Origin of the sequence: Actinospineispora spinosispora DSM 44797, from assembly GCF_000429025.1 — a bacterium.
Classification (GTDB): Bacteria; Actinomycetota; Actinomycetes; order Mycobacteriales; family Pseudonocardiaceae; genus Pseudonocardia; species Pseudonocardia spinosispora.
In genome coordinates, this window is record NZ_KE386837.1 from 328,688 (window position 1) to 341,121 (window position 12,434).

The window sequence follows — 12,434 nt, forward strand, 5'->3', positions numbered from 1 at the left end:
AGTCGGGAACGTCAGCACCGCGAGTCGGGGGTTTCAGCACACCGAGTCGGTGTGCTGCAATCGTCCGGTGACGGTGGGCGATCTGCTGGTGCTGGGCGGACTTGTCGGCCTCTGCGTGGCCATCGGCCTGGTGCTCGGGCTCCAGCGGATCGGCGTGTCGAAACGGACGTTGACGATCGCCAGCTGCGTCGCGGTGGTCGTGCCGATGGCCGCCATGGTCGTGGGGCTCGTCGTGGAACTCGGTGACTGGCGCCAGGTGCTGGTCGCGGCGGGGCTACTGGCCCCGGACGTGATCCTCGGCGTGGTGATCGCGCTGGTGATCGCCGTGGTCGTGCCGGTCACGCGCGCGTGGCGCTCCCGGCGCGCCTCACCGGGGCAGCCCGACGAAGGCGGCCATCTCGGTGGTCGTGTGGGCGAAGAACTCGTCGCTCGGGTCGACGCTCCCGACCAGCTGGCCGAACAGCTCGAAGCTGATCATGCCGAACAGCTGCGTCCAGGCCACGATCACCCGGGTCAGCACCGGGCCCGGTAGCTCAGGGGCGACCTGGGCGGCGAGATCCCGGATCTGGGTGTCCAGTCCCGGTGTCGGCTGCGTCGTCTGCGGCGTCGTCAGCCGACCGTCCGACCAGGCGGCCCGGAGGATCCCGATCAGCACGAGCGGCACCCGGGCGGCGGGAGCGACGGTGCTGCGCGGCGCACGGTAGCCGGACACCGGCGAGCCGTAGATCAGCGCGTACTCGTGCACGTGTGACCTGGCCCAGTCCCGTACCGCCGCGCACACCTCGTCCCAGTGCCGGGTCGGATCGCCGCTGGTCGCGGCACGTTCGGCGGCCTCACCGACCGAGTCGTACGCCTCGATGATCAGTGCCGTGAGCAGGTCGTCCTTGCTGGGGAAGTACCGGTACAGCGCCGAGGACGCCATGTCCAGCTCGCGGGCCACCGCGCGGAGCGACAGTGCTTCGGCGCCCACCGAGGCGAGCTGGCGCCGGGCCGCATCGGTGATCTCGCGGGTGAGCTCTGCCCTGGCGCGTTCCCTGGCGGTCCGTCCGGCGTTCATGGGGCCGAGTATGCCGCACAACGAGAGCGGCAATCAAATTCAAGAGCAGTGCTCTTGACGAAGTGCGGCCTAGAGATGTTCACTGATCTCAAGCGAGAGCACTGCTCTCGAAAACCAGGAGGATCACGATGAACACTCAGACCCGCTACCTCGCACCCGGCACCGCCACCTCGATCTTCAACCGTGTCGTCGCGGGTCTCACCCGTGCCGGCATCAGCGTCTGGGGCTCGCGCATCCTGCGGGTCCGAGGTCGCAGCAGCGGTGAATGGCGCAGCACGCCGGTCAACCTGCTCACCCACGACGGCGAGCGTTACCTGGTCGCGCCGAGAGGGCACGCCCAGTGGGTGCGCAACATGCGGGTCGCGGGCGGCGGCGAGCTGCTCGTCGGGCGCAGGGTCGAACGGTTCGAGGCGATCGAGCTGCCGGACGCCGCCAAACCCGCCGTGCTGCGCGCGTACCTCGAGCGCTGGAAGTTCGAGGTCGGCGTCTTCTTCGACGGCGTGGGCCCGGACGCGTCCGACGCGGAGCTGCTGGACATCGCCCCCGGCTACCCGGTCTTCCGCATCGCCAGCTCGTGAGTGTTGAGCATGGCTATAGCCACACTCAACACTCACGAGGTTCTACGGCGTGGTTGCGGGCCGTTGTTCGGCTGCGGGTGCCGCGGGGATCTCGTCGGGCAGGTTGCCGCCCGGCCAGGACTGCCAGGGGTGCTTGCGCAGCAGGCGCATCGCCTTGTACTTCAGCGCACCATGGTTGTTCATCGCCGCCCAGGCCGCGCGGGTGGACACGCTCATCGGCGGGATCCAGTACATCGGACCGAGCGGGTCCACCGGCTCCGGCGTGTCCAGCGTGACGGTCGCCGACACATGCGCCTCGCCGTCCTCGGCGGTGAGCCGCGCCAGCACGGTGCCGTCGCGCTCCACGATCTGCGTCTCACCGACCATGTAGGTGCGCCACGGCACGCCGGGCGCGAGCGGGGTGTCGAAGTCGATCGGACCGACGTGGGACGGCATGACGATCGGCGCCCCGATCAGCCGCGCCATCTGCCGGGGCAGCTCGCGGGCGTGCTGCAGCTGAAGGGAGTGCTCGCGGGCAGCCCACTTACCGGCGATCCCCGGCCAGTTCGTCGGGTAGGACGGCCAGCACATGCCGCCGAGTAGCAGCTGCACCCGGCCGCGCAGCCGTCGCGCGGTGCCCATCCGAGCCCATTCCCACCCGCACGCCGTGCCCACGGAGGCGCCGCCGAGCGCGGCGAGCGTCGTGCGGCCGGGATCGTCGCCGCCGGTGTAGTAGTTGTTCTCCCACATCGTCGGGATGTCCTTGTCGTGCAGGTGCGCGCGCCCGTCCGGCTCGGCCAGGACGTACGTGCCGTACACGTCCCCGCCCCGCTTGGCGAGGAACCCGCCGCCGACCACGACGTCCAGCTCACGGGCGAGCCGCTGGTACAGCTGCATCGGGGCACCGTCGACCGGCCGCGCCACGGTGCGCATCGCGCGCGAGTAGACGTTCGGTGAGGACGCCGCCTCGGGCACCGTGACGATCTCGGGGGAGTGCTCGCGCACCGCGTCCCGGATCAGCTCCTCCAGTCTGACGAGGTTCTCCTCGACCGCGCCCAGGCGCAGGGCAGGCTGAACCGTTGCGATCTTCACTGTGGTGCTCATGCGCTGATCACTGTCTCCGTGGGGTTGTCGTGAACGATCAGATCGGTCGAGATCCGGGCGACCGGGCGGGTGGGCGCGGGCGGCTTCGGGTCGGGGTGCTCGGACCCGACGACCACCCCGCTGTACCGGAACCGGCGTCCGAGCAGCTCCTGGCGCACCCCGAGGTGCACCTTCAGGTCGGCGATCGCGCCTCGGACGGTCGCGCCGACCGGCTCACCGCCGGTGCCCCGGCGCAGCGCGTCGGACAACCCGCCGATCAGTCGGGGAATGGTCAGCACCTGCGGCAGGGTGCGACCCCTGCCGAACACGTCACCGATGTCCGGGCCGTCGCCACGTGAGCGACCGGACCGCCGCACGATCTCCACCAGCACCGGGGACACCGGCTTGATCTCGGTCTCGATGTTCCCGAAGTGGTAGGCGTGGACACACTCCATGTCGCGTTCCCGCTCCCAGCGGCGCAGCGCCAGGTCGAGCTCACCCGGATCGTCCAGGACCGGGCCCGCGACCTCGGCGAGCCGCCTGCCGGACCACAGCGCGTCCCGCTGGCCCTGTCCGATGACCGGGTCCTTGAAGTGGCCCGCGTCCCCGGCAAGCGCCCATCCCGGACCGCTGGACGCGCGGAAGTACGCCGAGGTGTCGCCGGTCGCGCGCAGCTTGGTCAGGTCGGTGCAGCCGGCGACCCGCTCGGCCATCTGGGGGTGCTCGGCCAGCTTGCGCTGCCAGTACCCCTCCTGGTCGTTCATCGCCTCGGTTGCCTCCTCGGCGGCGCCCATGAACAGCATCAGCATCTTGGGGCCCGGCGCGGAGGGGAACATGAAGCCGATCGAGTCGCCGTCGCGCCACTGGTAGATCGTCTTGCCCTCACGCGTGCCGTACATCGGGTCGTCGGCGTAGCGGAACACGAGGCCGCGACCGTTGCGCGACGCCCGGTACGGCCGGAACGCGCCGACCTCGGAGGCGACCGACGAGCGGCGGCCGTCCGCGCCGATGACCAGCTTGGCCTCGATGTCGTCCTGGTTGCCGTCCGCGTCGGCGTACCGGACGCCGACCGCCCGACCGCCGCGCCACAGCACGCCGACCAGCCGGTGGCGTTCCCGCACGTCGGCGCCCGCCGCCCGGGCCGAGGTGACCAGCTCGATGTCCTGGATGGTGCGCGGCACGCACATGCAGTAGTCGATCGGGCCGGACTGGCGCCATCGTTCCAGCAGCTCGGCCTCGCCGTTGGTGCTCAGCTGCAGCCACGGGGATCGCGTGGGGTTGCTGGCGTGGATTCCGTCCAGCGCACCCATCATGCGCAGCTCGTTGACGCCGTCCGGGAAGAGCAGGTGGGTCGACATCTGGTCGGACGGGAACCGTGACCGGTCCAGCACGATCACCTTCAGGCCGGCTTTCGCCAGGTGAGCGGCTGCGCACGCCCCGGCAAGGCGAGCTCCGATGATCACTACGTCGCAACGCTGCGGCAAGGTCAACACCCCCGGGTGTGATATGTGGCACCCAGAGTGCACTGCCGAGCGCTAAAATGCAAGAGGGTTCATTTTTGAACCGACCTATAATTTGGGCGATCTAGGCAGGTTGAGAAGGTGGGCCAGGTGGAATCCGAGAGCGAACCGGCACACAGCCCCCGCGTCACCAGGCGCCGCGCGCGCACCAGGGAGCGCATCCTGGACGTCGCGGAGGAGATCTTCGGTTCCGGCTACCAGGCGGCTCGGATGGAAGAGCTCGCGGAGACCGCCGATGTCTCGGTCGGCACGATCTACGTGCACTTCGGCAACAAGGCGGGCCTCTACCTGGCGCTGGCCGAACGCGCCCTGGACCAGTTCGCCGACTATCTGAAACGGGCGGACCGGCCGGACTACTCGCCGATCGAGAAGGTCATGGCGTGCGGCGAGCTGTACCTGCGGTTCCACCTTGAGCACCCCGGCTCGTTCCGCTTCCTGGCCTTCGACGGCTTCGGAACGGAGCTGCCCCAGGTCGACGAGCAGCTGCGGACACGCGTCGGCGAGCGCCTCGACGACATCCTGGGCATCTTCCAGGCCTACATCGAGGCGGCGATCGCGGCGGGCGAGGCCGACCCGGCGTACACCCCGAGGGAGGTGTGCCGCTTCCTGTGGGGCGCGTGGAACGGAGTGGTCTCGTTCAGCCTGCGCAACGACAGGATGGCCCTGACGGACGAGGAGATAGCGACCTGCCTGCGCCTGGGCCGCCGCCTGGCCAACGAAGGCCTGACGGCCCCCAGGTTCCGAACTCCCGACGGCTACTCCCGGGGCCGTCTCGTGGATCTCTGAACCCCCCCCGTTTTCATGATCACCACCGCGTGAGGGCTGATTTTCCGTCCGGAAACAGCCGTCAGACGGTGGTGATCATGGTTTTGCGGCGCGCTAGATGGCCAGGATGAGTTTGCCCTTGTTCTCGCCCCGGAAGAGGCGCTGCAGAGTTGCCGGGAAGTCGGCGACCGTGCCCTGGACGATGTCCTCCTCGGAGCGGAGCTTGCCCTCGGCCAGCCAGCCGGCGATCTCCTTCGCCGCGTCGCCGTAGCGGTCGGCGAAGTCGAAAACCAGAAAGCCCTCCATGCGGGCGCGTTTGACCAGCAGGTTCATGTAGTTGCGCGGTCCTTCGACGCGGTCCAGGTTGTACTGGCTGATCGCGCCGCAGATCACCACGCGAGCGCCCCGGTTGAGCTGCGCCAGCCCGGCGTCCAGCACCTCGCCGCCGACGTTGTCGAAGAACACGTCGACGCCCTTCGGGATCGCCGTGTGCAGACGCCTGCTCAGACCGTCCTGCCGGTAGTCGAGGCAGTCGTCGAAGCCCAGCTCCTCGGTCACCCAACGGCACTTCTCCGGACCGCCGGCGATGCCGACGACCCGCGCGCCCTTGATCTTCGCCAGCTGGCCGACCACGGTGCCCACCGCACCGGCGGCGCCGGAGACGAGCACGGTCTCACCGTCGGCGAGTGCGCCGACGTCGAACAGCCCGAAGTAGGCGGTCAGTCCGGTGATCCCCAGCGCGCTCAGCCAGGTGGGCAGCGGCACGGTCGACGGGTCGACGGCCAGCACTCCCGAGCCGTCCGACACCGCGTACTCCTGCACCCCGAAGACGCCCGTGACATGGCTCCCGACGGTGAACGACGGGTGGTTGGACTCCATCACCTCACCGGCGGCGAAGGCACGCATGACCTCGTCGATGCCGACCGGCGGGATGTACGACGGGGCGTCGTTCAACCACCCGCGCATCGCCGGGTCCAGTGAGATATGTGAGATCCGCACCAGGAACTGGCCGTCGCCGATCGTCGGCACGGATTCGTCGGTGTGCGCCCAGTCGCTCGGCTGGATGTCGCCCTTGGGTCGCTGTGCCAGTCGAACCTGGTGGTTGATGGCCTCGGTCATCCTTGTCCGCTCCCGTTCGACGTAGTTACTGAGCAGTACCGCACTCTGGGAATCTTGCCCGTCCCCGTCACGGCGGGTGAGCTCGGGGAGGGGCGATTAGCTCGAAGGAGGGGCCTCATTAGAGTGCGGGTCGAGGTTGAGTGTGGTCGCAAGATCATGCCCGGCCGGTCGGAGGAAGGGGCGAAGTTGGACCTGACGCGCGCCATCGACGGCAAACGCGGCTGGCTCGCGGCCGGCGTTGCACTGGCACTCATCCTGAGTTTCGGCATCGTCGGGTTCATCCTGGCGACCTCACCCGACGTGCCGTCCCCGGCACAGCTGCCCACGGCGGCGGCACCGCCCTCGGTCGCGCCGCCGCCTCCCGCCGCGCAGCCACCACCCTCGGCCGCGACGGCATCGGGGCCGGTCAGCACCGTGGTGGAACGGCTGAAGCAACGTGGCTTCCAGGTCACCGAGCGGGGCACCCGGTCCGACGGCGACTGTGTCGCGGCGTCGTACAGCGGAACCCAGAGCTTCCTGAAGGCGCACCCGTGCGCGGGACTGCAGCGGGCGATGTTCGAGGTGCGCGGCGCTCGGTCGGGGACCGCGCTGGTCGCGGTCTGCTGGGTCAGCATGCCCGACGAGGACAGCGCCACCGCACTGCGCGCGGTGGTCGACCGTCCCGGCTCCGGCAACATCACCGCGCTCGAGCGCAACAACCTGTTCACCGGTGTCTACTACGCGTCCTCGCAGCGCGGCGTGGTCGTCTCGAACGCCGACGCGCGGCCGCTGAGCCCCGGTCTGACGGAGTCCGAACTGAAGGCGATCGTGGCCGCTGCCTCGGACTGAGCACTCCACCCGAATCGGTGTGCTCAAATATTCGACACGCCGTGTCCGGTCCGTCCTGTGGTACGTTTTTTCTCGTTGCAGTCGTGTTTTCCTCGCTCGTTGCGAAGCGTCCGTGGAGCGTGACACCGAGCTTCGTTCGTCGGGGGAACCCTCCCTGGTCGGCGGAGCTCTGCCGCAACGGATCGGCCGGCAAGGTGTCGTCCGATAGCAGAAACACCAGGAGAAACATGGCTCAGGGCACCGTCAAGTGGTTCAACGCCGAAAAGGGCTTCGGCTTCATCGCCACTGACGACAACTCCCCCGACGTCTTCGTGCACTACTCGGCCATCCAGGGCGATGGCTACCGCAGCCTCGAGGAGAACCAGAGGGTTACCTTCGAGGTCACGCAGGGCGCGAAGGGCCCGCAGGCGGACGGTGTACGCGTTATCTAAGTAGGACAAGAGGAGAACCCCGGGCGACAGGATCGCTCGGGGTTCTTTTTGTCTTGTGAGTGGCGGGTGGTTCTACTGCGGAGCGGCGCCGAAGGCGTAGCACCAGTCGCCACTCACGACACGCTTTTCGTCGTGAGTGGCGAGTGGCGCTATAGGACCACTCGCCACTCACAAGATCTCTGGACCCAGGTTCACCCTGTAGAAGGCAACCAGGCAGCGGTGAGCGCGAGCCCCTCCTCAACCCCGACCGGCGAGAACCCGAGCCCCCGGGCCCGCTCGTCGGAAACCCGAACCGGCGCCAGCTTCCCGTAGACCTCAGACCGTCGGGCGAAGGTAGGAGCATCAGCCCCCAACGAGGACCCCGGCGGTAGGACCCGAACCCGATGCGGGCTCCCCACCAGCTCCGCGTACCGATGCAGTACGGCCCCGAACCGGGCCACCCCGCCACACAGCACGTACCGCCGTCCGTTCTCCCCATGTCGGTAGGCGAGCAGATGCCCGAGTGCCACGTCCGAGGCGAGCACCCATCCGATGGCGGCGTCGACCACCGCCTCGACCTTCCCCTCGGCGGCCGAGGCCAACAGTCCGTTGTAACTGTGCGGACCTGATGGGCTGGGCCCGTAGATGCTGACCGGGTTCATCACCATGACGTCCATCCCGTCGCCGCTCTCGGCGAGGACGAGCTGCTCGGCCTCGGCCTTGGTGGTGGAGTAGGGATCGACGAGCGCCGTACCTCCAGGGGCGTCCTCGGCGACGAGCCCGGTCGGGTCGATGATCGCGGCGCTCGTGCTCGTGTGGACGAACCGGCGGACCCCCGCGTCCCGCGCCGCACGCAGAACCGCCCTGGTTCCCTCGACGTTCAGCTCGCGGGTCTGCTCGAGCGACTCACCGATCGACGCGGCCAGATGGAAGACGCCGGAGCAGCCATCCGCCGCTCGGCGCAGCGAATCCGGGTCGTCCAGGTCCGCGATCGCCCACTCCACTCCCTCGGGCAGCAGGCGCGCTCGGTCGGCGTTGCGCACGGCCGCGCGGACCTCGAAGCCCTGGTCACGCAGCAGGGTGGCGAGAACGGTCCCCAGGTAGCCGGTCGCGCCGGTGATGAGCAGCATCCGTCCATCCTTATAGGAATCGGGAACGGAGCGCCCGGCGACCGGCGGTAGATCAGCTTGCTGAACCGAATGGAGTAGCCGCCGATCCTGGGGCAGACGCCGGTCATCCGCCGTTCACCAACGCCTCACCCGACCGTGATCAACAGCGTCCCCACTCGTCGAGTTATCACGCCCAGTAAGCGCTACTGGGCCGTGTGGGCGCGACTTCGACCACAGTCCTGTGTTGAGCTTCACACAAGACAAAGCAATAAAGATGTTTGGAGGCCGACAGATGTCGTCATGGTGGAACAGTTCCCGAGCCGTCTACGGCACGGAGCTGCGAACCGGTGCGCTCTGTCTGGCAGACCACGGATGGCCGGTGGTACCGGGAACCTGGTGGCAGGACGGCGGCTGGCGAGGCACCGGCGGCGCGACCGGCGCCAAGGAGTCCACGCCGGCCCTGGCCGGTGGGATCGCCGCCGCGAGCGGCGACCTGTCGCAGGTGTCCGACTGGTGGTCCGGTCTGCCCTACTCGGTTCTGCTGGCCACCGGAACGGTGCTCGACGTGATCGAGATGCCGGCCTGGATGGGTGGCAGGGTGGCGCGGACACTGCGTTCGATCGGTGTGGTGGCCCCGCTGGCCGCGACCCCCGTCGGTCGCTGGTGGTTCCCGGTCAGCCCGGGTGGTCCGGCGCTGGCCGACCGGGTCGCCTCGGCCGGTGTGGTGTTGCACGGCGCGGGATCCTGGGTGATCGCGCCTCCGTCGGAATGTGCCGACGGCTTGGTCCACTGGCGGGTCAACCCGTCGGTCTGCGGCTGGCGGTTGCCCGAGCCCCAGCTGGTGCACAGCGCCGCCGCCGAAGCAGTTCGGTGGCGCGCGAACGAAGACGACGAAGGCCTGGTGACCCAGCGGCCGGCCGCCGTCGTTTCCGGAATGCGGTCCTGATGCCCTCAGACGGGTTTCGTACGACCGCGCACGATCGCTAGGAGAATGTGCTCTGCCGCCGCGCTCTGCCCGGGGCGCGCCGGAGCAGCCCTAGCGTTTCGGCCGGGGTCAACGGTTCCGCCCAACCGTTGACCCCGGCCACTTTTCGCTTAAACAGGTGCGAGTCCGGGCACTATGGGTCTGTGTCTCAAGTGGAGAGTGCCTCTCTGACGCCCGCCGGGCTGGACGCGCTGGACAGCGACGTCAAGCGCCGTGACCTGCGTCGGATGAAGGCGGTGGCCACCGGGTTCCTGGTCGGGGCCACGGTGCTGTTCTTCGTCGCGCACTGGTGGCAGACCAGAGGCGGACCCGGCTGGGTCGGTTATGTGAAAGCCGCGGCGGAAGCGGGAATGGTCGGCGCGCTCGCCGACTGGTTCGCGGTGACCGCGTTGTTCCGCCGCCCGATGGGGCTGCCCATTCCACACACCGCGATCATTCCGACGAAGAAGGACCAGATCGGCAACAGCCTCGGCGATTTCGTCGGCAGCAACTTCCTCGCCGAGGACGTGGTGCGCGACAAACTGCGCCGGACGCGGATCTCGCACCGGCTGGGTGTCTGGCTCGGCGACCGGTCGAACGCCGAGCGGGTGACCGCCGAGCTGGCCACCGCCGCCAGGGCGGCGGTGACGGTGCTGCGCGACGAGGACGTGCAGGACGTGCTCGAACAGGTCGTCGTCCGCCAGCTGATGAAGCAGCCGTGGGGCCCACCGATGGGCCGGGTGCTGGAGGGCGTGCTGGTCGACGGCACGCATCACCGGATGGTCGACCTGGTGTGCGACCGCGCCTACGACTGGGTGCGGAGCAACCACGACCTGGTCATGCGGGTGGTATCGGACCACGCGCCGACCTGGTCGCCGAAGTTCGTGGACGCGATGATCGCGGACAAGGTGTTCAGCGAGGTGCTCGCGTTCGCCTGGGCGGTCAAGATCGACCCGGAGCACCCGATGCGGCAGGCGGTGGACAAGTTCCTCGTCGAGTTCGCTCAGGACCTGCAGAGCGACCCGTCGACCATCGAGCGTGCCGAGCAGATCAAGAACCAGATCATCGAGCACCCGGACGTGCAGAAGTTCATCGGTAAGGCCTGGACCACGGTCAAGACGATGATCCTCGACGCGGTGGCCGACCCGTCCAGTGCGCTGCGGCAGCGGGTGGCCGACGGTCTGGTGCGCGTGGGGAACCGGCTTGCCACCGATGAGGAGTTCCGCGCCAAGACCGACGGATGGCTGGAGGAGGCCGCCGGTTACGTGGTCCGCCACTACCGGGGTGAGATCACCACGCTCATCACCGACACGGTGGCCCGCTGGGACGCCGACGAGACGTCCCGCAAGGTCGAGCTCCAGGTGGGCCGGGACCTGCAGTTCATCCGCATCAACGGCACCGTGGTGGGCGCACTGGCCGGCCTGCTGATCTACACGATCTCCCAGCTCATCTAACACCTCGTGAGTGGCGAGTGGTCCTATAGGACCACTCGCCACTCACGGGTTAGAGGGGCGCGCCCAGGGCCAAGCCGAGGCTCGCGGCGCCCAGTATCCGCAGGTCAGGAGCCGTGAGTGGCGAGTGGTCTCAGGGGACCACTCGCCACTCACGGGTCTAGAGGGCCGCGCCGAGGGCGAGGCCCAGGCCCGCGGCTCCCAGGCCCGCGGCCACCGAGCCCAGGGCGTTCAGGGTTGCGTAGAGGGGGCGGCGGGTGGTTGCCAGGGTGACCGTCTCGTAGCCGAACGTCGAGTACGTGGTGAGCGCGCCGCAGAAGCCCGTGCCGATCAGCGCTGTCAGCTCCGGGGACGCCGACGAGCCCAGCACCGCACCGAGGATGAGCGAGCCCACCGTATTGACGGTGAACGTGCCCCACGGGAAGCCGCTGTCGTGGCGGGACTGCACGAGACGGTCGGTCAGGTAGCGCGCGGGCGCACCGATCGCGCCGCCGATCAGCACCAACAACACGGTCATCGGGCCACCCCGCCGATCGACCGGGTGGCCGCGAGGCCGACCCAGGTGGCCAGCAGCGCACCCGCCAACGTGCCGAACAGGTACACCAGCGCGGTACCGACCGCGTGCGCCGCGAGCAGGTGCTGGACGTCGACGGCATAGGTGGAGAACGTGGTGAACCCGCCGAGGATCCCGGTGACCAGGAACGGCCGGGCCAACGGATGCGCCTGACGCACCTCGGTGAGCGCCGCGATCAGTATGCCGATCAGCAACCCGCCGACCACGTTCGTCAGGAAGGTCGCCCAGGGAAACGTGCCAGGCTCCGCCGGCAGCGCGAGTGCCAGGCCGTAGCGGGCCAGCGCACCGAGCGCGCCACCGAGCGCGACCACGCCGAACGCCGGTCCCTGCCCGGTCAGCGGTCCAGAAGGTGCAGTCACGGGGACCGATCATTCCGGGTCGTTCCTGAGAGCGGGCACCGGCGTGGCGCAGGCCACGTAAGTTCTGCAAGCGCAGTGCTTGCTCTAGCTAGCACGAGGGCGTACTGTCGGTATCTGTAAGGACAGGAACCAGGGAGGTGGACGACATGGGCAAGACCGAGCAGAACCCGGTCGAGCAGGTCGGCCACGCCGTGGGGCAGGCGGTCGAGGACATCGGCGCCTACATCCGGCAGCAGCGCGAGGGCGCGCAGGTTTCCCTGCGTCAGCTCGCCAAGGTCGCGGGGGTCAGCAACCCGTACCTGAGCCAGGTGGAACGAGGGCTACGTAAGCCCTCGGCGGAGATTCTGCAGCAGATCGCCAAGGGGCTGCGGATCTCGGCGGAGGCGTTGTACGTCCGGGCCGGAATTCTCGAGCAGCGCCCTGCCAGCGCGGTGTCCGACGCGATCTTCGCGGACACCGAGCTGACCGAGCGACAGAAGCAGGTCCTGCTCGACGTCTACCAGTCATTCCAGCGGGAGAACGACCGAGTCCGCCCGGCCGACTGGGCAGATGCGACCGACGTCGACAGGGCTGTCGAGAAGCAGTAGCCAGTCCGTCCATCCGAATACACACGTGACGCGACACCCGACGGGTGGATC

General features: G+C 68.8%; 15 protein-coding genes. 7 read left to right on the forward strand and 8 right to left on the reverse strand.

Annotation, left to right across the window (positions count from 1 at the left end; genetic code table 11):
* Positions 1–33 precede the first annotated feature (33 nt).
* Both G406_RS0140430 and G406_RS0140435 read right to left on the reverse strand, forming a co-directional pair.
* Positions 34–342 carry a hypothetical protein gene (locus G406_RS0140430; protein ID WP_028938284.1) on the reverse strand — a complete coding sequence of 103 codons (309 nt, stop codon included), beginning with the start codon at positions 340–342 and terminating at the stop codon, positions 34–36.
* A 25-nt stretch (positions 343–367) separates the two neighbouring features.
* Positions 368–1,057, reverse strand: a complete 690-nt coding sequence (locus G406_RS0140435) for a TetR/AcrR family transcriptional regulator (RefSeq protein ID WP_028938285.1) — start codon at positions 1,055–1,057, stop codon at positions 368–370.
* Positions 1,058–1,185: 128 nt separating this feature from the next.
* On the opposite strand from G406_RS0140435, the gene G406_RS0140440 reads away from it, so the two are divergent.
* Entirely contained in the window at positions 1,186–1,635 is a 450-nt protein-coding gene (locus G406_RS0140440; protein ID WP_028938286.1) for a nitroreductase/quinone reductase family protein, read from the forward strand.
* Between the two features lie 42 nt (positions 1,636–1,677).
* Here the strand turns inward: G406_RS0140440 and G406_RS0140445 are convergent, their stop codons facing one another.
* Together G406_RS0140445 and G406_RS52885 are read right to left on the reverse strand one after the other, a co-directional pair.
* Positions 1,678–2,718, reverse strand: a complete 1,041-nt coding sequence (locus G406_RS0140445) for a carbon-nitrogen hydrolase family protein (RefSeq protein WP_051343336.1) — start codon at positions 2,716–2,718, stop codon at positions 1,678–1,680.
* Positions 2,715–4,181 carry an NAD(P)/FAD-dependent oxidoreductase gene (locus G406_RS52885; protein ID WP_169736880.1) on the reverse strand — a complete coding sequence of 489 codons (1,467 nt, stop codon included), beginning with the start codon at positions 4,179–4,181 and terminating at the stop codon, positions 2,715–2,717. Before G406_RS52885 ends, G406_RS0140445 begins: the two co-directional genes overlap by 4 nt.
* A gap of 126 nt (positions 4,182–4,307) precedes the next feature.
* Here G406_RS52885 and G406_RS52890 point away from each other — a divergent pair, with 126 nt between their 5' ends.
* On the forward strand, positions 4,308–5,003 hold the full coding sequence (locus G406_RS52890) for a TetR/AcrR family transcriptional regulator (RefSeq protein ID WP_037081033.1): 696 nt from the start codon (positions 4,308–4,310) through the stop codon (positions 5,001–5,003).
* A gap of 93 nt (positions 5,004–5,096) precedes the next feature.
* Here G406_RS52890 and G406_RS0140460 read toward each other — a convergent pair whose 3' ends face one another.
* Positions 5,097–6,101, reverse strand: a complete 1,005-nt coding sequence (locus G406_RS0140460) for an NADP-dependent oxidoreductase (RefSeq protein WP_028938288.1) — start codon at positions 6,099–6,101, stop codon at positions 5,097–5,099.
* 123 nt (positions 6,102–6,224) lie between these two features.
* Between G406_RS0140460 and G406_RS55070 the strand changes: the two genes are divergently transcribed.
* Together G406_RS55070 and G406_RS0140470 are read left to right on the forward strand one after the other, a co-directional pair.
* Positions 6,225–6,929, forward strand: a complete 705-nt coding sequence (locus G406_RS55070) for a hypothetical protein (protein WP_028938289.1) — start codon at positions 6,225–6,227, stop codon at positions 6,927–6,929.
* A 227-nt stretch (positions 6,930–7,156) separates the two neighbouring features.
* Positions 7,157–7,360: a cold-shock protein gene (locus G406_RS0140470; RefSeq protein ID WP_028938290.1), complete on the forward strand. Its 204-nt coding sequence runs from the start codon at positions 7,157–7,159 to the stop codon at positions 7,358–7,360.
* Between the two features lie 191 nt (positions 7,361–7,551).
* Here the strand turns inward: G406_RS0140470 and G406_RS0140475 are convergent, their stop codons facing one another.
* A complete protein-coding gene (locus G406_RS0140475; protein ID WP_028938291.1) occupies positions 7,552–8,469 on the reverse strand; it encodes an NAD-dependent epimerase/dehydratase family protein in 918 nt (305 codons plus the stop codon).
* 271 nt (positions 8,470–8,740) lie between these two features.
* On the opposite strand from G406_RS0140475, the gene G406_RS52900 reads away from it, so the two are divergent.
* Positions 8,741–9,394 (forward strand): bifunctional DNA primase/polymerase, encoded by a 654-nt coding sequence (locus G406_RS52900; protein WP_037081036.1) that lies wholly within the window; start codon positions 8,741–8,743, stop codon positions 9,392–9,394.
* Between the two features lie 182 nt (positions 9,395–9,576).
* Positions 9,577–10,866, forward strand: coding sequence for a DUF445 domain-containing protein (locus G406_RS0140485; RefSeq protein ID WP_028938292.1), 1,290 nt, complete (start codon positions 9,577–9,579; stop codon positions 10,864–10,866).
* A 157-nt stretch (positions 10,867–11,023) separates the two neighbouring features.
* Here the strand turns inward: G406_RS0140485 and crcB (G406_RS0140490) are convergent, their stop codons facing one another.
* A complete protein-coding gene (gene crcB / locus G406_RS0140490) occupies positions 11,024–11,380 on the reverse strand; it encodes a fluoride efflux transporter CrcB (RefSeq protein ID WP_028938293.1) in 357 nt (118 codons plus the stop codon).
* Complete coding sequence (gene crcB, locus G406_RS0140495) at positions 11,377–11,796, reverse strand: fluoride efflux transporter CrcB (RefSeq protein ID WP_084216775.1); 420 nt, start codon at positions 11,794–11,796, stop codon at positions 11,377–11,379. The genes crcB (G406_RS0140490) and crcB (G406_RS0140495) overlap by 4 nt, the downstream gene beginning before the upstream one ends.
* 146 nt (positions 11,797–11,942) lie before the next feature.
* On the opposite strand from crcB (G406_RS0140495), the gene G406_RS52905 reads away from it, so the two are divergent.
* The gene (locus tag G406_RS52905; RefSeq protein WP_051343351.1) at positions 11,943–12,383 is read left to right on the forward strand and encodes a helix-turn-helix domain-containing protein; all 441 of its coding nucleotides are present in this window, start codon (positions 11,943–11,945) and stop codon (positions 12,381–12,383) included.
* Positions 12,384–12,434: the final 51 nt, after the last annotated feature.